Source organism: Arthrobacter sp. Y3221160 (assembly GCF_059092585.1).
Genome location: NZ_JBNHHU010000001.1, coordinates 2,134,003 through 2,157,654, shown reverse-complemented (window position 1 = coordinate 2,157,654; position 23,652 = coordinate 2,134,003). Strand labels below are relative to the sequence as shown.

18 protein-coding genes and 1 pseudogene are annotated in these 23,652 nt (G+C 69.1%); 14 read left to right on the top strand and 5 right to left on the bottom strand.

Translation table 11 applies throughout. The features are described from left to right. Positions 1–918 (bottom strand): N-acetylneuraminate synthase family protein, encoded by a 918-nt coding sequence (locus tag AC5RWG_RS10080; protein ID WP_494167116.1) that lies wholly within the window; start codon positions 916–918, stop codon positions 1–3. 114 nt (positions 919–1,032) lie between these two features. Beyond that, positions 1,033–2,157 (bottom strand): annotated as a pseudogene (locus AC5RWG_RS10075) (cytidylyltransferase domain-containing protein); the annotation flags it as partial. A 139-nt stretch (positions 2,158–2,296) separates the two neighbouring features. On the opposite strand from AC5RWG_RS10075, the gene AC5RWG_RS10070 reads away from it, so the two are divergent. From AC5RWG_RS10070 to AC5RWG_RS10015, 12 genes are all read left to right on the top strand, one after another. Further along, entirely contained in the window at positions 2,297–3,886 is a 1,590-nt protein-coding gene (locus tag AC5RWG_RS10070) for a glycosyltransferase family 87 protein (RefSeq protein ID WP_494024941.1), read from the top strand. Next, a complete protein-coding gene (locus tag AC5RWG_RS10065) occupies positions 3,883–5,322 on the top strand; it encodes a phytoene desaturase family protein (RefSeq protein ID WP_494024942.1) in 1,440 nt (479 codons plus the stop codon). Before AC5RWG_RS10070 ends, AC5RWG_RS10065 begins: the two co-directional genes overlap by 4 nt. Before the next feature lie 39 nt (positions 5,323–5,361). Beyond that, positions 5,362–6,381 (top strand): PHP domain-containing protein, encoded by a 1,020-nt coding sequence (locus tag AC5RWG_RS10060; RefSeq protein WP_494001176.1) that lies wholly within the window; start codon positions 5,362–5,364, stop codon positions 6,379–6,381. Positions 6,382–6,445: 64 nt separating this feature from the next. Further along, a complete protein-coding gene (locus AC5RWG_RS10055; protein ID WP_494001175.1) occupies positions 6,446–6,928 on the top strand; it encodes a transporter substrate-binding domain-containing protein in 483 nt (160 codons plus the stop codon). After that, complete coding sequence (locus tag AC5RWG_RS10050; protein ID WP_494001174.1) at positions 6,925–7,920, top strand: cation diffusion facilitator family transporter; 996 nt, start codon at positions 6,925–6,927, stop codon at positions 7,918–7,920. Before AC5RWG_RS10055 ends, AC5RWG_RS10050 begins: the two co-directional genes overlap by 4 nt. A 106-nt stretch (positions 7,921–8,026) precedes the next feature. Next, positions 8,027–8,851, top strand: a complete 825-nt coding sequence (locus AC5RWG_RS10045; protein ID WP_494024943.1) for a fumarylacetoacetate hydrolase family protein — start codon at positions 8,027–8,029, stop codon at positions 8,849–8,851. Positions 8,852–8,890: 39 nt separating this feature from the next. After that, positions 8,891–11,746: a helix-turn-helix transcriptional regulator gene (locus AC5RWG_RS10040; RefSeq protein ID WP_494024944.1), complete on the top strand. Its 2,856-nt coding sequence runs from the start codon at positions 8,891–8,893 to the stop codon at positions 11,744–11,746. A 276-nt stretch (positions 11,747–12,022) separates the two neighbouring features. Then, positions 12,023–13,705, top strand: a complete 1,683-nt coding sequence (locus tag AC5RWG_RS10035; RefSeq protein ID WP_494024945.1) for an ABC-F family ATP-binding cassette domain-containing protein — start codon at positions 12,023–12,025, stop codon at positions 13,703–13,705. Positions 13,706–13,844: 139 nt separating this feature from the next. Further along, positions 13,845–14,972: an MFS transporter gene (locus AC5RWG_RS10030; protein WP_494167115.1), complete on the top strand. Its 1,128-nt coding sequence runs from the start codon at positions 13,845–13,847 to the stop codon at positions 14,970–14,972. Between the two features lie 128 nt (positions 14,973–15,100). Beyond that, positions 15,101–15,919 carry a class I SAM-dependent methyltransferase gene (locus tag AC5RWG_RS10025; protein ID WP_494166856.1) on the top strand — a complete coding sequence of 273 codons (819 nt, stop codon included), beginning with the start codon at positions 15,101–15,103 and terminating at the stop codon, positions 15,917–15,919. A 100-nt stretch (positions 15,920–16,019) separates the two neighbouring features. Beyond that, the gene (locus AC5RWG_RS10020; protein WP_494001169.1) at positions 16,020–16,205 is read left to right on the top strand and encodes a PspC domain-containing protein; all 186 of its coding nucleotides are present in this window, start codon (positions 16,020–16,022) and stop codon (positions 16,203–16,205) included. Between the two features lie 69 nt (positions 16,206–16,274). Further along, positions 16,275–16,526: a GNAT family N-acetyltransferase gene (locus tag AC5RWG_RS10015; protein WP_494166855.1), complete on the top strand. Its 252-nt coding sequence runs from the start codon at positions 16,275–16,277 to the stop codon at positions 16,524–16,526. Positions 16,527–16,619: 93 nt separating this feature from the next. Here AC5RWG_RS10015 and AC5RWG_RS10010 read toward each other — a convergent pair whose 3' ends face one another. Then, positions 16,620–18,368 (bottom strand): L-aspartate oxidase, encoded by a 1,749-nt coding sequence (locus AC5RWG_RS10010; protein WP_494013482.1) that lies wholly within the window; start codon positions 18,366–18,368, stop codon positions 16,620–16,622. Between the two features lie 73 nt (positions 18,369–18,441). Between AC5RWG_RS10010 and AC5RWG_RS10005 the strand changes: the two genes are divergently transcribed. Together AC5RWG_RS10005 and AC5RWG_RS10000 are read left to right on the top strand one after the other, a co-directional pair. Further along, the gene (locus tag AC5RWG_RS10005; RefSeq protein ID WP_494109588.1) at positions 18,442–19,419 is read left to right on the top strand and encodes a LysR family transcriptional regulator; all 978 of its coding nucleotides are present in this window, start codon (positions 18,442–18,444) and stop codon (positions 19,417–19,419) included. 208 nt (positions 19,420–19,627) lie between these two features. Beyond that, on the top strand, positions 19,628–20,986 hold the full coding sequence (locus AC5RWG_RS10000) for a protein kinase domain-containing protein (RefSeq protein WP_494166854.1): 1,359 nt from the start codon (positions 19,628–19,630) through the stop codon (positions 20,984–20,986). Between the two features lie 21 nt (positions 20,987–21,007). On the opposite strand, the gene AC5RWG_RS09995 is transcribed toward AC5RWG_RS10000, so the two are convergent. Together AC5RWG_RS09995 and AC5RWG_RS09990 are read right to left on the bottom strand one after the other, a co-directional pair. Continuing rightward, positions 21,008–22,213, bottom strand: coding sequence for an alpha-hydroxy acid oxidase (locus AC5RWG_RS09995; protein ID WP_494013484.1), 1,206 nt, complete (start codon positions 22,211–22,213; stop codon positions 21,008–21,010). 25 nt (positions 22,214–22,238) lie between these two features. Further along, the gene (locus AC5RWG_RS09990) at positions 22,239–23,555 is read right to left on the bottom strand and encodes an MFS transporter (protein WP_494074837.1); all 1,317 of its coding nucleotides are present in this window, start codon (positions 23,553–23,555) and stop codon (positions 22,239–22,241) included. Between the last annotated feature and the right edge of the window lie 97 nt (positions 23,556–23,652).

Here is a 23,652-nt window from a genome sequence, read left to right as displayed (position 1 = left end):
TTAGCCGTCCACCCGGCGCAGGCGGGACAGCGGCGCCAGCTCGCCCGGGAAGACGCGCTTGACGCCGTTGCCCATGGCTTCTTCCAGGATCCGAATGTCGCGGATCAGCGCCTCAAAGCCCTTCGGCTCCAGCGAGGAGGCCTGGTCCGAGCCCCACATGGTCCGGTCCAGGGTGATGTGCCGTTCCACCGTCACCGCGCCCAGGGCCACGGCGGCCAGCGAGATCTGCAGGCCGCGTTCGTGCCCGGAGTAGCCCACCGGCACCTGGTAGCGCTCCTGCAGCGTGGTGATCATCCGCAGGTTCGCCTCTTCCGGCGGCAGCGGGTAGGTGGAGGTGGCGTGCATCAGGATCAGCTTGTCCGTGCCCAGAACCTCCACGGCTTTGTCGATCTGCTCGATCGTGGACATGCCGGTGGACAGGATGACCGGCTTGCCGGTCTCGCGCAGCGCGGTGAGCAGTTCAAGGTCGGTCACGGAGGCGGAGGCGACCTTGTGGGTCAGCGCGCCGGCTTCCTCCATGAACGCGACCGAGGGCACGTCCCACGGCGAGGCGAAGCAGTGCAGGCCCCGGTCGGCGGCATGGGAGATGAGCTTCTGGTAGATCGGCATGTCGAACTCGACCCGGTACCGGTAGTCCAGGTAGGTCATCTCGCCCCACGGGGTGGAGCGCATCTTGTCCCGCATGTCCGCGGGGGTGGAGATTTCCGGGGTGCGCTTCTGGAACTTCACCGCGTTCGCGCCGGCCTCGGCGGCGACGTCGATCAGCTGCTTGGCGATCTCGATGTCGCCGTTGTGGTTGATGCCGATCTCGCCGATCACGTAAACCGGCTGGCCGGCACCGACCTGCACGTCGCCAATCGCGACGGGCGCCGGGGAACCGGCGGGAACATTGACGGAAACGGTAGCTTCGGTAGTCATCTGTGCACTCTCTCTGGTTGTTGCTGTGGTGGCTTGTTGAAGGCGGCGCGAGCCGCCGGCACCGCTGTGGGCGGCGAGGATGAGTTCGCAGATCTCGCGGACCGCGCCCTCACCGCCGTGATGCTGCAGCACGGTCCGTGCCGCGGCCTTGACCTCGGCGCGGGCGTCGCCCACAGCCACCGGCCAACCAACGACGCCCATGGCGGGCAGGTCGTTGACGTCGTTGCCCACGTAGGCAACCCGGTCAGGGTCCAACCGGTTCACGGCCATCCATTGGCGGACCGCTCCGGCCTTGTCCGAGACGTCCTGGAGGACGTCGATGCCGAGTTTCCCGGCCCGGGCGCTGACCACCTTGTTGCGTTCGGTGGACAAAATCAGTTGCGGAATTCCGGTGCTGCGCAGCCGGGAGATTCCCATGCCGTCCTCGCGGCTGACGCGGACAAACTCTTCGCCCTCGGAGTTCACGAAGGCGTGGTCGTCGGTGTGGACGCCGTCGAAGTCCATCACCAGGGCGTCAACGTCGACGGCGCCGGCCTCCGCGGCGCCCGCCGCGGCGCGGTCCAGTCCGGCGAGTGCCCGGACCACGGCCAGGTCTTCGGGCGAGTCGATTTCGACGGCCTGCCCGGCGGGCACTTCCTGCAGCTTCAGCCGACCGAAGAAGCGGTGCCCGCGGTCGAGGAAGCCCTCGGTGCGCATGGCGTAGAACGCGCCTGTTTCGCGGTACTGCGGCCGGCGGTCCTGGCGGCGGGGCCGCACGTCGGCGCGGTGCCCGACGGCGGTGACGGCGCCGTCGTCGTCAAGCGACCAATGGAACGCGTGGCTCTCGGTGACGGAGAAGGCGACGTCGGCCAGGCCCTCCAGCACGTGAAGGACGGCCCGGTCCAGGTGCTCCGGCTCGATGAACGGGGAGGTGCACTGCAGCAGGACCGTGACCGCCGGCTGCCGGGACAGCGTGGAGAGCACGTGGAGCACGGCGGATTCGCTGCTGGCGGTGTCTCCGGAGAGCTCCGCGGGGCGGATGATCACGCGGGCGCCGCAGCGTTCGGCTTCGGCCGCGATGTCGGGATGGTCTGTGCTGACGACGACGTCGGTCACCGACGGGGCCGCCAGTGCACTGTCGATGGCGCGGGCCACCAGGCTCCGGCCGGCCACGGGGGTCAGGTTCTTGAACGGGATTCCCTTGGAACCGCCGCGGGCCGGGATGACGACCAGGACTTCCCGGGGATCGTTGTAACTCATTGGAGCCACGGTAGGAAGCACCGGTAACGGCCCGGGGTGGACCAGGTTACGGGAAGGCGTGCAGCAGCGGACGAAACGGGTAACCTGCCGCCCGGGCCCGGATCTGTGGCCTGTGGGCCGCCGACAGTAGTCTTGGACCATGCCCGGGTCCCGCTCTTCGCGCCGCACGCCGCTGCGCATCGTGGTGCCCAGCCGCAACGACCCGTTCCTGAAGCAGTTCACCGAAATGGTGGGCGGACCCTTGGGCCGGCACAGCGCCCCGGGCCTGGTGTCGCCCGGATTTTTCACCGTGGAGCGGGTGCTGATCATCTTGACCACGCTCGCGGCGCTGCTTTCCGTCCTGGTCAAGACGCCGTGCCGGCTGGCCGGGTGGGAGCTGCCGGACTATTTCTACATGGGCTGCTACTCGGACTGGCCGGTGCTCTTCGAGTCCCGCGGGCTTGCCGGCGGCGTGATGCCGTTCGTCACCGCGGGAAGCTCCTTCGAGTACCCCGTGCTGCTGGGACTGGTGGCCGGGGCCACGGCGTGGCTGGTTCCCGGCGAGGGCACGTCTCCGGAGCGGGCCCTGGCCTATTTCGATATCAACGCCACCCTGGTGGCCGTGGTCTGGCTGGTCACCGTCATCGCGACGGCGCGGATGAGCCACCGGCGGCCCTGGGACGCGGCGATGGTGGCGCTGGCACCGGGTATCGTGCTCGCCGGGACGATCAACTGGGATCTCTGGGCGGCAATGCTGGCGGCGCTTTCGATGCTCGCCTTCGCCCGGCGCCGCCCGGTCCTGGCCGGCGCGCTGGTCGGTCTCGGCGCCGCGTTCAAGGTGTATCCGGTGCTGATCCTCGGTCCCATCCTGCTGCTGGCGGTGCGGACCGGCAGGTACCGCCCCCTGGCCCGGGCCGGGCTGGCGGCGGCCGCGGCATGGGTGGCGGTCAATCTGCCGTTCATGCTGCGCGACCTCGGCGGCTGGTTCCACTTCCTGGACTACAGCCGGCAGCGCGAAGCCGGTTATTCGTCCCTCTGGTACGCCTACAACCTGACGGCGCAGCGACAGCAACTGCCCGTCCTCAGCCCCGAATTCATCAACGCCGCCTCCCTCCTGCTGTTCGCGGCCGCCTGCACGGGCATCGCGCTCCTGGCTTGGACGGCGCCGCGGCGCCCGCGGATGGCGTCGCTGGTGTTCCTCGTGGTGGCCGCCTTCGTGCTCACCAACAAGGTCTATTCGCCGCAGTTCGTGGTGTGGCTGGTCCCGCTGGCCGTGCTGGCCCATCCCCGCTGGCGCGACTTCCTGATCTGGCAGTTCTTCGAGGCGATGCACTGGTGGGCCACCTGGATGCACCTGGGCCAGGTGACGAGCGGCGGCGAAGCGGCACGCAACCTGGACACGCCGTACTACGTGCTCGCCGTCATCGCACATATAGCAGCAACGGCATACATAGCGGGGAAGGTTGTCCGCGGCATCTGGCTGCCGGAGCATGATCCGGTCCGCCGCGTGGACACCGACGACCCGCAGGGCGGGGACTACGACGGCGCGCCGGACAGGTTCACGCTGGGTCTGCCGGGTGGCGCCCCGGGGAGGGGCGCCGGACCGGCGGCCGCCGCTGGGAACGGGCGGGCCGAACATTCTTCGTCGGGCATAGATGCCGTGCGGCGGCCCTCGACCTGGCCGGGCCTTGCCGGTGAGGCGGCGCAGGCCACAAGGTTGAAGCCCCAGCGGGAAGGAGATCCAACGTGACGGACGTAGCGGTAGTCGGCGCCGGACCGAACGGGTTGGCGGCGGCCGTGATCATGGCGCGGGCGGGCCTCGGAGTCACGGTCTTCGAGGCGGCAGCCACGCCCGGCGGGGGCTCCCGCACCGTGGAATTGATGGAGCCGGGCCACTGGCACGACGTCTGTTCCGCGGTCCATCCGATGGCCGCGGCCTCGCCGTTTTTCCGGGACTTCGGGCTGGACCAGCGGATCGAACTGCTGGTGCCGGAGGTTTCCTACGGCCAGGTGATCGACGGGGCCGCCGCGGCGGTGGCCCACCGCGACCTCGACCGGACCGTGGCCGGGCTGGGGACCGACGGCGGCGCGTACCGGCAGTTGATGGAACCGCTCGTCGCGCGGACCGACGCGCTGCTGGAGTTCACCATGGACCAACTCCTCCAGGTGCCCGCGAGCCCGGTGACGGCCTTCCGGTACGGGCTCCGCACCCTGGAGCAGGGCTCTCCCGCCTGGAACCTTCGCTTCAAGGAACAGTTCGCACCGGCGCTGCTGACCGGCGTCGCCGCGCACACCCCCGGCGGGGTGCGCCGCCTCTCGTCCGCGGGCGCGGGGTTGATGCTCGGCGCGCTCGCCCATGCCGTGGGCTTCCCCCTGCCCGCCCGGGGCTCGCAGGCCATCATCGAGGCCATGGTCGAGGACCTGCAGGCCCACGGCGGCCGGCTCGAGACCGGGCACCGGGTCGCGTCGCTCGCCGAGCTGACCGACGCCGAGGCGGTGATGCTGGATACCTCGCCCACGGAACTGCTGCGGCTGGCCGGTGGCCGGCTCCCGTCCCGCTATGCGCGCGCCCTGCAGCGCTTCCGCTACGGACCGGGCGCGGCCAAGGTCGACTACATCCTGTCCGGACCGGTTCCGTGGGCCCATCCGGACCTGCGCCTGGCCGGCACCGTTCATCTGGGCGGCACACGGGAACAGATGGCAGCCTCGGAACGGGACATTGCCCGCGGCCGGCACTCGGAAGACCCGGTGATCCTGACGGCGCAGCCCGCCGTGGTCGATCCGTCCCGGGCGCCCGCCGGGCGGCACGTGCTCTGGACCTATTGCCATGTCCCGGGCGGTTCCACCCGGGACATGGAGCCGGTCATCACCGCTGCGCTGGAACGCGCCGCCCCCGGCTTCACCGACCTGGTGGTGGATTCGGCCAGCATGTCCGCGGCCGACTACGAGGCCTACAATCCCAACTACGTCGGCGGCGACTTCGGCACCGGGGCCGTCAGCCTGCCGCAGCTCGCGGCGCGTCCGGTGCTGAGCCGGAGGCCCTGGCAGACCCCGCTGCACGGCGTCTATTTGTGCTCGGCCGGGACGCCGCCCGGCCCCGGCGTGCACGGCATGGCCGGCTACCGCGCCGCCGAGCTGGCCCTGCGGGAGCAATTCGGTCTCGCTGTGCCGTCCCTGAGGCCGTAAGCCATGGATCAGCGGGTGGTGCCGGTGGAAGATGGTCACATGGATCCTGTCGCGGCCCTGAACGAAATCGCCTTCTGGCTGGAGCGTGAACTCGCGCCCACGTACAAAGTGCAGGCGTTCCGGCGGGCGGCCGCCGTCGCCGGCGGGCTGGAGCCCGCCGAACTGGCCGAGCGGGCGCGCACCGGCCGGCTGAAGAGCATGAAGGGGATCGGTGCCAGCACCTTCGTGGTGATCCAGCAGGCGGTCGACGGCGAGGTCCCGGACTATCTGGCGAAGGTGCGGGAGCGCGCCGCCGCGCCCCTGGCCGAGGGCGGCCGCGAGCTGCACCAGGCCCTCCGCGGCGATTTGCACAGCCACAGCGACTGGTCCGACGGCGGCTCGCCGCCGGAAGCCATGGCCGATGCCGCCCGCTGGCTCGGCCGCGACTACCTTGCCCTGACCGACCACTCGCCCAACCTCACGGTCGCCAACGGCCTCAGCGCGGAGCGGCTGGCCAGGCAGCTCGAGTTGGTCGAAGAGCTTAACGCTTCAGCGGACGGCTTCCGGGTGCTGACCGGGATCGAAGCCGACATCCTGGAGAGCGGCGAGCTGGACCAGTCACCGGAGATGCTCGACCGGTTGGACGTGGTGGTCGCCAGCGTGCATTCGAAGCTGCGGTCGGACCGGGGCACCATGACCCGCAGGATGCTGGGCGCCATCGAGAACCCGCGCACCAACGTGCTCGGCCACTGCACCGGGCGGCTGGTCAAGGGATCGCGCGGCACCCGCCCGCAGTCGGAGTTCGACGCCGGGCGAGTGTTCGCAGCCTGCGCGGCGAACAACGTCGCCGTCGAAATCAACTCCCGGCCCGAGCGGCAGGACCCTCCGGACGAGCTCATCCAACTGGCCCTCGACGCCGGCTGCCTGTTCAGCATCGACAGCGACGCCCACGCGCCGGGGCAGCTCGATTTCCTCCACTACGGAGCCGAACGGGCGGCCGCAAACGGCGTCCCGGCCGAACGGATTATCACGACCTGGCCGGTGGAGCGCCTGCTCGAGTGGTGCCGCGAGGGCCGGTAGCCCGCCTGCTCGGGCGGACCCGGGCTTCCCCAAAACGCCGCCGGTTTAGCTATGGTCCTGAAGTATGCTGAACAATTTTTCCAAGGCGGCCTTTGCGGTGCTGGTCATGCTGCTGATGACCTCCTGCGGGCTGCAGGTGCCTGCGGACCCGGAAGGGACCTTGGACCGCATCAGCGGCGGAACTCTTAGGGTGGGTGTCTCGCACAACCCGCCTTGGACGGAAATCCGGGACGGCGCGGAGCCCACGGGCTCCGAGGCGGACCTGGTGAGGCAATTCGCGGCGACCCGCGACGCGACCATCGAATGGGCGGCGGCCGGCGAGGAATCCCTGATAGGGCAGCTGGAACGCGGCGAACTTGACCTTGTCATCGGCGGCCTGACGAAAAAGTCGCCCTGGTCGGACAAGGCAGCCCTGACCCAGCCCTACGCCGAGGGCCGGGCCCCCGACGGAGGCAAGGAAGAATACGTCATGGCGTCGAAGATGGGCGAAAATGCCTTCCTGCGGGAACTGGAAAAGTTTCTTCTTGATCGGAAGGAACAGGGATGAATACCAAATTCGGCCGCACCGAGCTGCCCGATGAGCAGGAAAAGGCCCTTCGGCGGGCCATCAAGATCCAGTGGATCACCATCGCGGTCCTGGCCGTGTCGGTCACGCTGGTCTTTTTGGTTATGGGTAATTCGCAGGCGATGAAGGCGGCCTGGATCGAAGACATGCTCTCCCTCGCCCCTCCCATTGCGTTCCTGCTGGCGATGAAGATCATTAACCGGCCCCCCAACCGGAAGTACCCCTACGGGTACCACCGGTCGACCGGGATCGCGCATCTGGTGGCCGCGGTGGCACTCTGCACCATGGGCGCTTTCCTGGTCGTCGACTCAGGCATGGGCCTGCTGAAGGGGGAGCACCCGCCCATCGGATCGGTCCAGCTGCTCGGCCACACCATCTGGCTCGGCTGGCTCATGATCGCCGTCATGGCAGCGACCGCCGTCCCTCCGGTCCTGCTCGGCCGGGCCAAGGAAAAACTCGCCGAGCAGCTGCATGACAAGGTCCTCTATGCGGATGCGGACATGAACAAGGCGGACTGGAAGACCGCCGCCGGCTCCATCGTCGGGGTCGCCGGCATCGGAATCGGTCTGTGGTGGGCCGATGCCGCCGCCGCGCTGTTCATCGCCGGGGGAATTCTGCGCGACGGCTACAAAAACATGCGGAGCTCCGTCACCGACCTGATGGACACCCGGGCCACCACCTTCGACGACTCGGAGCCCCACCCGCTGATCGAACGCATCGATGATTATCTGCGCCAACTGGAATGGGTAGAAGAAGCGGGCTCGCGTGTCCGCGACCAGGGCCACGTGCTGCACGTTGAGGCCTTCGTCGTCCCCCGCGACGGACGTGTCCCCGCGGTCGATGTCCTCGAAGAGGCGCGGGACGGCTGCATCGATCTGCACTGGATGATCCACGACACGGTTCTGGTGCCGGTCTCCGAACTGCCCGAGGAAGCAGGCGGAGCATCGGAGCGCCAGTCCGAGAGGAACCTCTGAGCGCTCCCCGTGCGGCGCGCCCCACCATATATCGTGCAAGGAGGCCCTGCTGCCAGGGCCTGACAACATCACGACGGCGGTGCACGGCTGCCGCAAGGAGGTACAGATGCGTCTGGGGACAGTACGGCGGAACGGGACCACGCAGGCGTTCCGGCAGGATGGCGGTGCCACCGACTACCTGCCGGCCAGGGATGTCGGCGAACTGCTAAGGGGTGGGGACTGGCGGACCCTGCCCGGCGAGCGGGGCCCTGCGCCGGCGGCGTCGGAGCTGGACATGCCGATCCTGCATCCGGGCAAGATCCTCTGCGCCGGCCTGAACTATTACGCGCACGCCGAAGAAGTGGGCCAGGAGGTTCCCAAATACCCCACCATCTTCACCAAGTACCCGAACGCGCTGGTCGGCCCGGTGGACGACGTGGTGCTGCCCGCGGCCAGCACGAAGATCGACTGGGAGGCCGAGCTGACCGTGGTGATCGGTTCCCGGATCCGGTACGCCGACGACGCCGCCGCGCGGGACGCGATCGCCGGCTACACGGTGATGAACGACGTCTCCGTCCGTGACTGGCAAGGCCGCACCTCGGAATGGTTCCAGGGCAAGAACTGGGACCGGATGACTCCGGTGGGCCCGGTCGTCGTCACGGCAGACGAGCTGGATCCGGAGGCGGGGCTGGCGGTGGAATGCGAGCTGGACGGCGTGTCCAAGCAGTCGGGCAACACGTCGGACCTGATCTTCTCCTGCGCGCAACTGGTGTCCTACGTCAGCCAGTTCATGACCCTGGGACCCGGTGACCTGCTGGCCACCGGCACCCCGGCCGGCGTGGGACTGGCCCGGAAACCGCGCGAGTGGATTCCCGCCGGGGCGCGGCTGGTGACGAGGATCGAGGGAATCGGCGAATTGCACAACCGCTGCGTGGCCGAAGAGCCGCGCTGAAACGTCGAATTTCTTCCTCCGGCGTCCTAGGATCAAGGAGTGGCACAAACACGGCTGTTTGGGCGTGACCGGGAGGTGGCGCAGTGGCGCGACCTCGCCACTGCCGTGGAATCCGGCCGCAGCATCGAACTGACCGTCAGCGGCCCGTCCGGAATCGGCAAGACATCCCTGCTGGAGACGGTGTGCGCCGAGGCCTCCGCGCGCGGCTGGAAACTGCTGCGGGCGGCCGGCGCCGCCCGCCGTTCGCTGCCCGGATCCATGTTCTGGCAGTGGTTCGCGCCGCTGGCCCAGCAGGTGCCGGACCACGGCCCGCCCTTCGACGGGCAGGGCCGGGTGCTGCATTCCTTCCTGACCTACGCGGGCGGTCCGCTGCACAAGGACGCCCTGACCTATTCCGCCTCCTGGGTCCTGCGTTCGCTGGCCCAGGAGGGACCTGTGGCCGCCGTGGTGGACGACGCCCAGTGGCTCGACGAACTCTCGCTCCAGTCGCTGTCGGACATGGCGGGCCTGCTGATCGACGTCCCTTTGCTGCTGCTGCGCGGGGTGCGAACCGGCCGGGGCGCCGAGCGCGGCGACGGGATCCTGGCGGACTCCTTGCTGCTGGGGGCCGACGACGGCGGTGCCCGGGGCAGTGCCTCCCGCGCCGACGGCCGCGTGCACTGGCCGCTGCAACCGCTGGACCGCCAGGCCGTGACCGAGTGGACGGCCAGCCGGAGGCCCGCCGCGGACCACGTCGTGGCGGCACGCATCCATGCGGCGGCCGGGGGAACGCCGTTCTACGTCCACGAGCTCCTGGAGGGCGGCGCGGGGGCAGGTCTCGATGCCGCCGGAACCGGTAAGGCCCAGGCGGAAGCCGCGGTGCTCCAAGACCGCCTCGACCGGCTCTCGGCGGACGAGCGGGCGGTGCTGGACGCCGTCGTCGTCCTCGGGGAGGACGCGAGCCACCAGCTCTTGGCGCGTATGACGGGGCTGCCGCCGGCCGACCTGACCCGGGTGTTGAAACGCCTTGCCGCCGCGCGGTTCTTCAGCGCCCTGCTTCCGCGCCCGCGGATCCAGCATGCCCTGGTGGCCGAAGCGGTGCTCGCCGCGCTGGAGCCCGAACGGCAGGCCGAACTGCACGGCCGGGCGGCTGCCGCCCTGACGGCACAGGGCAGCGAAAGCGCCGTGGTGGCGGGCCACCTTCTGGCCACCAAACCGGGCGCCGACCCTGCCTCGGCCGAAGTCCTGCTTGATGCCGCCGGGGGAGCCCGCCGGATCGGCGCAGCGGAACTCGCTGTCCGGCTCATCGAACGGGCCATGGCGGAGAACGGGCTGGCGCCGGATCTGCAGCGCCGGATCGCGATTGAAGCGTCGCTGGCCCATCAGGCCGCCGGCCACCTCACGCAGGCGGAGGTGCTGGGACGGCGGGCGCTGGCCATGACCCACGGCACCCGGGCGCGCGTGGAGCTGCTGCTGGAGTTCGCCGAGGCACGGTATTCAATCAACCGGATAGAGGAAAGTTCGCGTTACTACAGCCAGGCCCTGGGCGAACTGGACAACGACGGCGACCCGCACACCGAGCTCAGGCGGCGGGTGGTTGCGCTGGCAACAGGGGCGGGGTTCCAGCAGCTGCAGTTCTCGGAGGAGTACCGTCAGGAGCTGGCGAGCATCCTGGTGCAGGACCCGGCCCGGGACGGCCCGAGCGACCGGCTGTTGCTGGTGCAGGAGGCGCTGCGCCTGACCGTGACCGGAACCGATGCCCAGCGCAGCGGGGAACTGGCCCTGCGGGCGTGCGCCGGCGGAAAACTGCTGGCGGAGGTCGGCGCGGAATCCAACATCATCAACTACGCGACCGGTGCGCTCAACGGCTCGGAACAGGACGCCGCTGCCCTGGAGCTGCTGGACGCGGCCATCGCGGAGGCGCGGGCCAACTCCTCGCCGATGGCGAACGCCACCCTGACCTATTGCCGCGGCGCCATCCACTTGAACCGGGGTCGGCTGCGGTTGGCCCAAATGGACCTGGAAACGAGCATGCAGGCGGCAGACACCGGCTGGCGGACGTACCTGGAGGTAGCCTGCGTGACGCTGGCCGAGGTCTACCTTGCCCGGGATGACCTGGCCGCCGCCGACGCCCTGCTCAAACGGGTCCCGCTGGCGGAAGAACGCGTGCCGCTGGTCCAGGCGATGGCGCTCCAGCTGCACGGAGTGGTGGCCGCCGGACACGGCGACCACCAGCTGGCGCTGGAATACTTCGCCACCGCCATGGACCTCGACGCCGGCCTGGGCCCGACATTGAACCTGTGGACGCGCAGTGCCATCGAATCCGCCGCCCGTGCCGGGCAGACCGAATACGCCTCCGCGGTTGCCGCCGACCTGCTCCAAGAGGTCCGTTCCTTCGGTGCTCCGCGCCTGACCGGCACCGTGATGCGGGCCGCCGCGCTGGCGCAGCCCGGGCCGAGCGCCGTCGTCATGCTGCGCGAAGCCATCTCGCTGCTCGAAGCCCACGAGGGCCGCTACCAGCTGGCACTGGCCCTGGCCGACCTGGCCGAGATCTGCCTGCAGCCCGCACGGGGCGACGCGCTGTCGGTGTTCCGGACGGAAGCGCTGGCGGCGGCCCGCAAGGCGCTGGTCCTTGGGAACCGGATCGGGGCCGCCGCGGTGGCCCGGCGCATGACCCGCCTGCTCGGGCAGCAGGATCTTCACCTGCCGCTGATCGCCGAGAACAAGGCCGACCGGCTGACGCCGGCCGAGTACCGGGTCTGCTCCTTGGCGGCCAGGGGACTCACGAACCGCAAGATCGCGGCCGAACTGTTCATCACCATCAAGGCGGTGGAGTGGCACCTGTCCCGGTCGTTCGCCAAGCTCGGGATTGCGTCCCGCAAGGAATTGGCGGCCGTGTTGGACCGGCAGGACTGACCCGCGCCAGGGTTAGCGCAGCGGCACACCCTAGGTTTTCCTAACTAGGGTGGATTGATCTGGCAAACGGAAGCCGCCGGGACCATGATTGAAGGTGTCAGCAACCGGAACGGGAGACCACACCGGAGGCGGCGGCACCCCGGATCCGAGTTGGGGGGACATGCCTTAGGGCGGTGGATCCGATGCCGCACACGAAATGGCTCGAAGTGAGTTGGCTAATGGGGAGGCCTGACTTTGGGCCATTTCGTATGTCTGCGACCATGACAGACTGGATCCGTGGCCCATCTCGACGTCTCCAACATCGCATATTTCCTTTCCGACGGCCGCCAGCTGCTCAACGGCGTCGGCTTCAAGGTCGGCGACGGTGCCAAAACCGCGCTGATCGGACCCAACGGCACCGGCAAAACCACCCTGCTGCGGATCATCGCCGGCGACATCGCTCCGGACGAAGGCGCCGTGGCACGCTCCGGCGCCATGGGCATCATGCGGCAGTTCGTCGGCCAGGTCCGGGACGGGACCACGGTACGCGACCTTCTGGTCGGCGCCGCCCCGCCGGCCCTCGCCGCCGCGGCACGAGCAGTGGATGAAGCCGAACTGGCCATGATGGAGCACGACGACGAGCCCACCCAGATGCGGTACGCGCAGGCGCTTGCGGACTGGGGCGACGCCGGCGGCTACGAGCAGGAGACCGTCTGGGACGAGGTCACCTCGGCCGCCCTGGGCGTGCCCTTCGACCGCGCGCAGCACCGCACCGCATCGACCCTGTCCGGCGGTGAACAAAAGCGCCTGGTGCTGGAAGCGCTCTTCGCCGGCCCGGACGAGTTGCTGCTGCTGGACGAACCGGACAACTATCTGGACGTGCCCGGCAAGCGCTGGCTGGAGGAGAAGCTGCGGGAATCGCGGAAGTCGGTGCTGTTCGTCAGCCACGACCGTGAACTGTTGGCCAATGCCGCCACCAGGATCGTCACGCTCGAACCCGGCGCCCTTGGCGCCACCGCCTGGGTCCACGGCGGCGGCTTCGAGAGCTACCTGCAGGCCCGGGACGACCGCAACGCCCGCTTCGAAGAACTGCGCAAGCGGTGGGACGAGGAGCACGCCAAGCTCAAGGAGCTGGTGAACATGTACAAGAACAAGGCCGCGTTCCGCTCCGACATGGCCAATCGGTACCACGCCGCCCAGACCCGGCTGGAGAAGTTCCTGGAGGCCGGGCCGCCGGAGGCCGTGCCGATCGAACAGAACGTGCAGATGCGGCTCAAGGGCGGGCGGACGGCCAAACGGGCGGTGGTGGCCACCAAGCTGGAGCTGACCGGCCTGATGAAGCCGTTCAGCACCGAGATCTGGTTTGGCGACCGGGTGGGGGTGCTGGGCTCCAACGGTTCCGGCAAGTCCCACTTCCTGCGCCTGCTCGCCGGCGGCGGCACCGACCCGGAGAAAGAGCACCTGCCGGTCTCCGAGGTCCGGATCGCCCACGTGCCGCACGCCGGCACCGTAAAGCTAGGGGCCAGGATCCGTCCCGGCTTCTTTGCCCAGACCCACATCCGCCCCGACCTGCTGGGCCGTTCCCTGGTGGACATCCTGCACCGCGGCGACGACCACCGCTCCGGCCTGGGACGCGAGGCCGCGGCCGCCGTCCTGGACCGCTACGGCCTGGCCCGGCAGGCGGAACAGCTGTACGACTCGCTCTCCGGCGGGCAGCAGGCCCGGCTGCAGATCCTGTTGCTGGAACTCTCCGGCGCCACCCTCCTGCTGCTCGACGAGCCGACCGACAACCTGGACCTGCATTCCGCGGAAGCGTTGGAGCGGGCCATCGACGCGTTCGAAGGCACGGTGCTGGCCGTCACCCACGACCGCTGGTTCGCGCGCAGCTTCGACCGGTTCCTGGTGTTCGGCTCCGACGGCCGGGTCTACGAGAGCGAAACCCCGGTGTGGGACGAGGAACGCGTTGTCCGGGAGCGCTGAACCGCCCGGCGTCGGGGAGAACGTCGAGGAGGGCGAGGCCGCGAAGCGCCGGCCCGGTGCACCGCGCGGCGAGGCAAGACAGCGCCCGGCCGGCGATCCGACCCGCCCGCTTCGGGCCGCCACCTACGCGACCTTCGCCATCTTCGGGCTCAACGGGCTGGTCTTCGCCAGCTGGGCGGCCCGCATCCCGGCGGCCGCGGCGACGCTGGACATCAGCGCCGGCAGCATCGGCGCGCTGCTGCTGGCCCTCGGCCTCGGCTCGGTCATCTCGCTGCCCCTGGCCGGTCCGCTTGCCGCCAGGATCGGCACGGCCAACAGCGTCCGGGCCGGCGGGCTGATCGCGGCCGTCAGCGCGGCCGGACTCGCCGCCGCGCTGGCGTCCGGCTCCTTTCCCGCCGCCGCCGCGGCGCTGTTCTGCTACGGCGTGGGCGTGGCCTGGTGGGACGTGGCGCAGAACATCGAAGGCGCCGACGTGGAGCGGAAACTGCTGCGCACGATCATGCCGAAGTTCCACGCCGCCTTCAGCCTGGGCGCGTTCGCCGGAGCCATGGTCGGCGCCTGGCTCTCCGTGCTCGGGGTTTCGCTGGCCGCCCATCTGGCGGTGCTCGCGGTGGTGGTCGCGGCCGCCACGTGGGTGGTGCCGCAGGCCTTCCTGCCCCACCGGCCCCAGCATGACGACGACGGCGGGGCCCGCCCCGGCCGCTTCGCCGCCTGGCGGGAACGGCGCACGGTGCTGATCGGCGTCGTCGTCCTCGGGGCCGCCCTGACCGAGGGCGCCGCCAACGACTGGATCGCCCAGGCCACCGTCGTCGGGCTCGGCGCCACCGAGGCGACGGGCGCGGTCATGTTCGGGGTCTTCGTGGCCGCCATGACGCTGCTGCGCCTGGCCGGCGGGCGGTTCATCGACCGCTGGGGACGCGTGGCCGTGCTGCGGGTCAGCCTCGGCACGGCCCTGGCCGGCCTGCTGCTCTTCGTGCTGGCCCCGAACCTTCCGCTGGCCTTCGCCGGGGCCGTGCTCTGGGGCGCCGGCGCTGCCCTGGGCTTTCCCATGGGCATGTCCGCGGCCGCGGACGATCCGGCCCGGGCCGCGGGACGGGTGTCGGTGGTCTCGACCCTGGGCTATGTCGCGTTCCTGGCCGGCCCACCTTTCCTCGGCTTCCTGGGCGAACAGGTGGGCCTCCGCAACGCCCTGCTCGCCGTGGCCGCGGTGATGGTCGCCTCCCTGCTGACCGCCCCGGCCGCCCGCGAACAGCGCCCCCGGACCTAGGCGCGCGCAGGCAGCGCAGGTTCGGCCAGCGGCCCCGGTGTGCGGATTTTCTACTGGAAATTAATCGAACCCGGCCCCATCCTTGAAGGACCCCAAAACGAGGGCCTCAATCGCAGGAGGCAAGGGCCATGAGCAATCAACCGGACAATTCGGGGATCAAGGCAAAGCACCGGGCCATGTGGGCACTCGGCGACTATCCCGCCGTCGCCACCGAGGTGATCCCGGCGCTGGGCACGGCACTCGTCGAGGCCAGCGGCATTGGGAAGGGCGACCGTGTCTTGGACATCGCGGCCGGTTCCGGCAACGCGGCCATCCCCGCCGCACAGGCAGGGGCACAGGTTACCGCGGCCGACCTTACTCCCGAGCTGTTTGAGAGAGGGCGCCGGTTGGCCGAGGAGGCAGGGGTTTCCGTGGACTGGCAGGAGGCCGACGCCGAGAACCTTCCGTTCGGCGATGGTACTTTCGATGCCGCGATCTCCTGTGTGGGGATCATGTTCGCTCCCAACCATCAGGCGAGTGCCGACGAACTCGTCCGCGTGCTGCGGCCCGGCGGCACGATCGCCCTCGCCAACTGGACTCCGGAAGGCTTCATCGGCCAGATGTTTGCGACCATGAGGCCTTACGCACCCCCGCCGCCTCCGGGGGCGCAACCACCGCCGCTGTGGGGCAAACAGCAGCACGTGCAGGACCTGCTCGGGGATCGGGCCACCGACGTCGTCGCCCGGCGCGAAAAACTGACGGTCGAAAGGTTCGCCACCGCCGGGGAGTTCCGCGACTTCTTCAAGGCCACATACGGTCCCACGATCAACACCTACCGCTACATCGCGGACCAACCCGACCGGGTCCAAGCCCTCGATGAGGAACTCGAAGAACTGGCCAACCGGCACGATCTCGGCGGCGGTCGGATGGAATGGGAGTATCTGTTGTTCACGGCCCGCAAGAAGTGACCGTGCCGGACTAGCGGCCGGGAAACAGATCGGGGCCTGAGAACCCGTTTCCGTCCCGGGATGCTGTTCGGAAACCGGTTCGGGTTACTAGACTGAGGCCATGGCTGCTGCATTGGTCCGTCCCCGGAACGGCAAGCTGATTGCCGGTGTCTGCGCCGCCCTGGCCGCCCGTTTCGGCCTGCCGAAAGTGCTGGTGCGTCTCGGGTTCGTGATCTTCGGACTGGTCGGTATCGGGGAACTGGTGTACATCGCGCTGTGGATCATGATCCCCAAGGCCCAGGTGTAGTCTTCGCGCGCCCTGCACAGGCCGGGACCGCCAGTCTTCCTCACCGGGCGGGGCTCCAGATCACCTAGAGTGGGATGGTGTCGCTTCGTAGGAGGCGGCGGCTGGTACTTCGTCATCGCCGACATGGCTACCCTGCCGGAACATCAACAGCGCGGCGTCGGCGGCGCCGTGCTCGATAGCCTGCTTGAAGACATCCGCACGCGCGCGCCACGCGGTGCCTACGTCAGCCTCACCGCAGACCCACCCGGGCGCAGACTCTACGAGTCACGCGGCTTTGCGGACGTCGGAGCCGCTGCCGACGCCATGCACCTCTACACCTGACGAGCGAGTTTCAGCGGGCGGGGGAGGGCGCGATGCCCAAATCGAAGCAGCTTCAGTGAGGACAGAGACCGCCGGCTTGCTGGCAGGTCAGCGCTACTCGACGAGCTTGCCCGCTACCGAGTCGTCGACGCCGGCCTCCGCCAGGGACCGGAAGGAGTCCGGGGCAGGGGGCAGGGCCTCGAAGCTGACTCCCTCGGTCGGCGACCAGACGAAGTTGCCCTGCAGCGACGGATCCATCTCGGGAAAGTCCGCCCGGTTGTGGCAGCCCCGCGTCTCACGCCGCTCAAGGGCGCATTCGAGCGTGGCCCGGGCCGCGAGGAGCGAGCCCAGCAGGTCGTAGGCGTGCGCCAGGTCGTCGAACCCGGCGATGTCCGGGTGCGCGGTGACGTGCCGCGCGCGTTCTTCGAGGGCGGCAAGCCGTTGCAGGCCGTCCTGCAGCCCCTGCCCGGTGCGCACGACGCCGGCGTGCTCGGTCATCAGGTTGCGCACTTCGCGCTGCAGCCGCCGGGCTGACTCCGTCCCGCGCTCGCTGAGCAGGGCCTGCATCTCGGCGCGGGCCGACTCGACGGCGGAGGGGTCCCGGCGAACATTGGTGCGGGAGGCCGCGTACTCTGCGGCGTGCTCGCCGGTGATGCGCCCGTAGACAAGCAGCTCGATCAGCGAGTTCCCGCCCAGGCGGTTCGCCCCATGCAGGCCCGAGGACGCCTCGCCGATCGCGTACAGCCCGTCCACGCCGGTGCCGTGGTCCTCCGGGGCCACCCAGACCCCGCCCATGGAGTAGTGAGCGGTCGGGGCGATCTCCATCTTGGTGGTCGTGATGTCCACCATCTGCAGGTCGATCAAGGTGCGGTAGACCCGGGGCAGCTTCTGCAGGATGACCTCCCGCGGCAGATGGGACACGTCCAGATAGACCCCGCCCTTCTCCGTCCCCCGGCCCGAGGCGATCTCGGTATACCCGGCCAGGGCCACCCGGTCGCGGGTGGACAGCTCCATGCGTTCGGGATCGTAGCGCTCCATGTAGCGCTCGCCGAGCGCGTTGGTGAGGATGCCGCCTTCGCCGCGTGCTGCCTCGGAGACGAGTGTGCCGGCGGCGTCGTCGGGCTCCAGCAGTCCGGAGGGGTGGAACTGGACCAGCTCGGCGTCCCGGATCCGGGCTCCGGCCAGGGCCGCCAGGCGGAAGGAGTCGCCGGTGTTCTCGTCCCGCCGGGAGGAGGTGTGGCGCCAGATGCGGGTGTGCCCGCCGGCGGCTAGGATCACCGCGTCGGCGTGGATCTGCACGGGCGTGCCGTCCACGACGTCGAACCCGTAAGCACCGAAGACAGTGCTGTCGGCCACCAGAAGGCGGGTGATGTAGATGCTGTCGATGATGTGCACGTTCAGTTCAGCCGCGCGGCGCATCAGGGTGCGCTGGATCTCCAGGCCGGTGTAGTCGCCGGCGTAGGCAGTACGGCGGTACTTATGCGCGCCGAAGAAGCGCTGGGAAATCCGCCCGTCTTCCTCCCGCGCGAAGGGCATCCCCCACCTTTCCAGGTCCTCGATGCCGTCGGCGGCATTGCGCGTCACGGTCTCCACGATGGCCGGATCGGCCAGGAAATAGGACTCGCGCAAGGTGTCGGCGGCGTGCTGCTGCCAGCTGTCCTCGGGATCCATGGTGGCCAGCGCGGCGTTGATGCCGCCGGCCGCCAGCGTGGTGTGGGCGTCGTGCTTGCGCCGCTTGCCCACCGCCAGCACCTGGACCCCGCGCTGTGCCAGTTCGATGGAGGCGCGCAGCCCGGCACCACCGGTACCAATGACGAGGACAGAGGTGGACATCAGCCGCTCAGCGGCGTGCTTTGGGGTCATATCTCCATGCTAGGAACGCGGGTATGATGAGTCCAATGCATTGTCCGACTGAACCTGATGCAAAAAGGCTATGATGAAACTCGAGCAGTTGTCCTCCTTCGAGGCCGTGGCCCGGAACGGCCACTTCACCCGTGCCGCCGAGGAGCTCTTCCTCGCCCAACCGTCCCTAAGCCGGCAGATCGCCGCGCTGGAGGCCGACGTGGGCACCAAACTGTTCCGCCGCGGACCGGCCGGGGTGACGCTGACCGACGCAGGCGAGGTGCTGTTGCCCATCGCGCGGCGGATGCTGGGTGACGCGCGGTTCGCCCGCGAACAGATGGACGAACTGGCCGGGCTTCGCCGCGGCCACGTCCGGCTCGGCGCCCCGCCCACCCTGTGCGTCTCACTGGTTGCCGACGTGCTGGCGGCCTTCCGGGCCGCGCATCCCGGAGTGGACCTGCACATCACGGAGGGCGGCTCGCGCTCCCTGGTGGACGCTCTGAACGAGAACGCCCTGGACCTTGCCCTGATGGTCACCCGCGGGGCCGAACCATCCGTAGCCGGCACCGAGCTGATCCCCCTGCTTTCCGAGGAACTGGTGGTGATCTCAGCCGCGGGCTCCCCGATGCCAGGACACGGGAAGGAGCAACCGGGCGAAAGCCCGACCCGGGCCGAGCTCACCCTGGCGGAGCTGGCGGAGATCCCCCAAGTCGCGTTCAACCGCAGCTACGACCTGCGCGTGGCCACCGACGCGGCCTTCTCCGCTGCGGGACTTACCCCGACGATCGCCGTCGAGGGCGCCGAAATGGACGCAGTGCTCCGATTCGTGGAACGCGGGCTGGGAGTGGCCGTGGTTCCGGCCATGGTGGTCATCGACCGCCCCACGCTGGACAGCACCCGCCTGGTGAGCCCCCACCTGACCCGAACCGTGAACTTGGCCCGGCGTACCGACGTCCCGCCCTCGGCCGCGGCAGCTGCCATGCAACAGTTCGTCTTTGAAACCGTGGACCGGCTGGCCGCCCCAGGCACCGACCTCTCGCGACTCGTGACCGTGACGCCGCGTCGCGGATGAGCTCGCATCAGGCAGCAAAGCGGACTCGCTCAACGGACTCCTTCTGCTGCCCGGTGGCGCGGGCAAAGCTCCGTACGCGGCCGAACACGGGCAGAAAGCCCAAGCGCTGCCGCGGCGGGGCGCCGCTGCACCGTAGGATACTAAGGGTGCTGTTAAACAGGCAGCCGGGAAGCAGGAGACGTTGGCGCCTCATCTAGATCGATCCGGAATGCTGCTCGACGGGCGCTACCTGCTGAAGGATTTGGCAGGTACCGGAGCGAACGCCAAGGTTTACCGGGCTCGAGATGAGGTTTTGGGGCGGGAGGTAGCCGTCAAGGTTATTCAGCGGCCCACTATGAACGAGGAAGAATTCCACCGCGACAACGCCGAGATCAAGCTTTTGGCCCGGCTAAACCACCCGAATCTGGTGACCCTGCTGGACGCAGGCATCGACAAGATCGAAGCCGGACATCCGCAAATTTATCTGGTGATGGAACTGATTGAAGGCGCCGACCTGAGGGTGCGGCTGGCCGAAGGTGCCCTCCCGCCCCGCCACGTTGCCCAAATCGGCCGCGAATTGGCCGAGGGACTGGCCTACATCCACAGCACCTCGGTCGTCCACCGCGACGTAAAACCGGGCAACATCATGCTCTTTAATTACGACGACGACGGGTCGCGACTGCGCGCCAAGCTCGCCGATTTCGGAGTCGCCATGGTGGTTTCCGATGATGCCCATGTTCCGGGGGTCTACGGGACGGCTGCCTACCTCAGCCCGGAGCAAGCGAGGGGCGAACCGATAGGCCCGCCCAGCGACATTTATTCGCTGGGCCTGGTTCTGCTCGAATGCCTTACCGGCCAGGCTGCCTTTCCCGGCCCTCCGCTGGAGTCGGCTGTTGCCCGTCTGCTGCGTGATCCGGACGTCCCCGCCGGATTCGGGCCGGAGTGGGCAGGGTTGCTGACCGCCATGATGGCACGTGAACCAGGGGAACGGCCCACGGGGCGGGAGGTGGCACTGGCATTGGCTGATTTGGGGCTCGCACTCCGGGGCCGGCACAGGGTGGACGCATCCATAATCCCCGTAGACGAAGATCAACGTATGGAAGCGGTTCGACGCTACGAGATCCTGAACACCCCGCCGGACGGAGCGTACGACCGCATCACCGCACTGGCCTCCCGCCTTCTCGCCGCCCCGATTGCCATTGTCAGCGTGGTGGACCACGATCGCATCTGGTTCAAGTCACACCACGGCCTGCACGTCGAGCAGATCGACCGGGAACCCGGACTCTGCGCCTCGGCCATCCTGCAGCACGGACCCTGGGTCATCAATAATGCGCCCGCGGATCCCCGGGCGTTTGCCAACCCGCTGGTGGCCAGCGACTTCGGGTTGAAGTTTTATGCCGGCGTCCCGCTGAGAACCCGGGACGGATTCAACCTGGGCACCCTCTGCGTACTGGACTTCGAAGCGCGCGACTTCAGCGACGAAGATACTCAGACGTTGGAGGACTTGGCGGCCCTGGTCATGGACGACTTGGAGTTGCGCTTGGAAAGCCGCCGGTACCAGTCGCCCCCTGCCGCTGTGGCGGTCTGAGCACTCCGTGGCGAGGCCCGGTTAGGTGCGCAGCAGGTGTGGTTTCAGGTCCGCGATAGTCGCTGCGCCGATGAGCTGCATTGTCACCTCGATCTCTTTCGCGAGCAGGGTGATCACCCGCTCGACGCCCTCGCGCCCGCCGGCCATGAGCCCGTACAAGTAGGCGCGCCCGATGAGGGTGAAGTCGGCGCCCGCGCACAGCGCAGCGACGATGTCCGCCCCGGACATGATGCCGGAATCGAGGATGATCTCCACCCCTTCCCCGGCTTCGGCCCGCACTTCGGGCAGCGCGCGGAGCGAGACCGGCGCGCGGTCGAGTTGCCGCCCCCCGTGGTTTGAGACGATGAGTCCGTCTGCTCCGGCGTCGAGCGCACGGCGCGTGTCCTCGGCCGTCAGCACGCCCTTGACGAACAGCTTCCCGCCCCACTCCGACCGGATCCATTCAAGGTCCTCGATCGAGAGCGACGGATCGAACATCGAGTTGATCAGCGTGGGCAGGTCCTGGCTGGTCCCGGACAGCGACGCGAACGTGAGCGGGTCGGTGGTGAGGAAGTTGAACCACCACTCGGGCCGGTAGGAGGCATCGAGCACGGTCTTGAGCGTGAGTCTGGGCGGCATTGTCATGCCGTTTCGGGCGTCCCGGAGACGCTGCCCGGCGACCGGTGTGTCCACGGTGACGAGCAGCGTGTCGAAGCCCGAGGCCTCCGCGCGGCGCAGGAGGTCCAGCGATTTCTGCCGGTCCTTCCACAGGTACAACTGGAACCAGCGCCGGCATTCGGGGGCGGTGGCGGCAACCTCCTCGATCGAGCGCGTGCCCATGGTGGACAGCGAGAACGGGATGCCCGCCCCAGCGGCAGCAGCCGCGCCCCCGTCCTCGCCTTCGGCGTGCATGAGCCGGGTAAAGCCGGTCGGCGCAATCCCGAACGGCAGCGATGAAGTCCTGCCCGCGATCGAGGTCGAGAGGTCCACGTTCGCGGTGCCGTGCAGGATGCGGGGGAGAAGCTCGACGGCGTCGAACGCCTCGCGCGTGCGTCTCGCCGTGAGCTCCCGCTGGGCCGCGCCGTCCACGTAGTCGAACGCGGCCGTGGGCGTGCGGCGCTGTGCGATCGCGCGAAGATCCCACACATCCGCGGCGTGCGCGAGCCGCGCAGTCCGGCGATCCAGGGTCGGCAGGTCGAACTTCAGCAGCGGGCGAAGTTCGCTCACACGGGGGAATCTGCGCTTCATGGTGCTACCTCCAAGGTTGTGGAAATCACGGTGCGGTGGTGCCGCGGCCGCGGGCCAGCAGCACAGCGATCACCGAGGACGCGCAGCAGGCCGCAAGGAACAGTGCCGCCGACCACGTACTGCCCTGCGCAGCGGCGATGAGCGCGCCTGCGATGAGGGGGCTCAGGCCCGCCACGATCGCGCCATTGAGTTCGCGCGCGAGCCCGACGCCGGAGAAGCGTCGCTCGGGCGGGAAAAGGTTGGTGAGGAATGCGCCCTGGGCGCCGCTGGTCATCGCGACGACGACGCCGTACCCCACTCCGATCGTGGCCGTCGCAACAGCGACCGACCCGCTCGCCAGGGCGGCGAACAGCGGGAACGCGAACAGCGCGCCGGCCGCGGAACCGATCGCGAGAATCCGGCCAGCTCCGAAGCGGTCGGAAACCCATCCGCCCGCGGGTGTCGCGACCACGCCCGCCAGCGATCCGATCGTGACGGCCAGCAGCGCCTCGGGACGGCTCATCCCGACGGCGGGGGAGGCCATGAAACCGATCGCGAACACCGCCATGATGTAGTTCAGCGCATTGTGGCCAGTGATGGAGAAGAACCCGATCACCACGGCCATCGGGTCCTTGCGCAGGAGTTCGACCACGGGCCGCTTGCGCTTGCGGGCCTCGTCGGCGTGCTCGCTCGCCTGGCGGTATTCCGGCGTCTCCTCGAGTTTGGAGCGGATGAACAGCGCCACGAAGAACAGGACGGCGGAGGCGAGGAACGGGATGCGCCAGGCCCAATCGAGCAGCGCGGCGTCGCCTGCGGAAGAGGCCCAGAGGAAGGCGACGGTCGCGAGGGCGATGCCGGCGGGTGGCGTCGCCAGCACGATGGCAGTGAAGTAGCCGCGCCGTTTGGCGGGGGCGAACTCGGCGACGAGCGTCATGGCCCCCGCGAGCTCGGCGCCCGCGCCGAGGCCCTGCAGGAGCCGGAACACGACGAGAAGGAGGGGTGCAGCAGCCCCGATGGCGGCCGCGGTCGGCAGCAGGCCGATGCCCACGGTCGCGGCACCCATGAGCAGGATCGTCAGGAGCATCGCCGGTCGGCGGCCGTGCCGGTCGCCCAGATGCCCGATCAACACCCCGCCCAAAGGCCGGGCCACGAAGCCCACGGCAAAGGTCGCAAACGCCGCCAGCGACGCCCCGGACCCGGTCTCAGCGAAGAAGAGCGGCCCGATGACGAGGCCGGCCGCCGCGCCGTACAGTGCGTAGTCATACCACTCGATGAGCGTGCCGAGGGTCGCGGCGAAGAGCGCGCGACGAGCGCCCGGGGTAAGCCTTGCGGGACTGCTGGCAACGGCGGTGTTGCTAGTCATGGTTCCTCCTAAGGGCGGACGCGAAGCGATGGTATATCTGAAAGATATTTCTAGCACGCCGTGATATGCTTCACAAGAATGTTTCGTGAGGGGGTTC

What these genes read in the sequence shown, in the direction of transcription:
- AC5RWG_RS10010 (WP_494013482.1), bottom strand. Translation starts at nt 18,368, where the DNA reads ATGACCCCAAAGCACGCCGCTGAGCGGCTGATGTCCACCTCTGTCCTC.
- AC5RWG_RS10070 (WP_494024941.1), top strand. Translation starts at nt 2,297, where the DNA reads ATGCCCGGGTCCCGCTCTTCGCGCCGCACGCCGCTGCGCATCGTGGTG.
- AC5RWG_RS10005 (WP_494109588.1), top strand. Translation starts at nt 18,442, where the DNA reads ATGAAACTCGAGCAGTTGTCCTCCTTCGAGGCCGTGGCCCGGAACGGC.
- AC5RWG_RS09995 (WP_494013484.1), bottom strand. Translation starts at nt 22,213, where the DNA reads ATGAAGCGCAGATTCCCCCGTGTGAGCGAACTTCGCCCGCTGCTGAAG.
- AC5RWG_RS10080 (WP_494167116.1), bottom strand. Translation starts at nt 918, where the DNA reads ATGACTACCGAAGCTACCGTTTCCGTCAATGTTCCCGCCGGTTCCCCG.
- AC5RWG_RS10055 (WP_494001175.1), top strand. Translation starts at nt 6,446, where the DNA reads ATGCTGAACAATTTTTCCAAGGCGGCCTTTGCGGTGCTGGTCATGCTG.
- AC5RWG_RS10045 (WP_494024943.1), top strand. Translation starts at nt 8,027, where the DNA reads ATGCGTCTGGGGACAGTACGGCGGAACGGGACCACGCAGGCGTTCCGG.
- AC5RWG_RS09990 (WP_494074837.1), bottom strand. Translation starts at nt 23,555, where the DNA reads ATGACTAGCAACACCGCCGTTGCCAGCAGTCCCGCAAGGCTTACCCCG.
- AC5RWG_RS10050 (WP_494001174.1), top strand. Translation starts at nt 6,925, where the DNA reads ATGAATACCAAATTCGGCCGCACCGAGCTGCCCGATGAGCAGGAAAAG.
- AC5RWG_RS10060 (WP_494001176.1), top strand. Translation starts at nt 5,362, where the DNA reads ATGGATCCTGTCGCGGCCCTGAACGAAATCGCCTTCTGGCTGGAGCGT.
- AC5RWG_RS10000 (WP_494166854.1), top strand. Translation starts at nt 19,628, where the DNA reads ATGCTGCTCGACGGGCGCTACCTGCTGAAGGATTTGGCAGGTACCGGA.
- AC5RWG_RS10025 (WP_494166856.1), top strand. Translation starts at nt 15,101, where the DNA reads ATGAGCAATCAACCGGACAATTCGGGGATCAAGGCAAAGCACCGGGCC.
- AC5RWG_RS10020 (WP_494001169.1), top strand. Translation starts at nt 16,020, where the DNA reads ATGGCTGCTGCATTGGTCCGTCCCCGGAACGGCAAGCTGATTGCCGGT.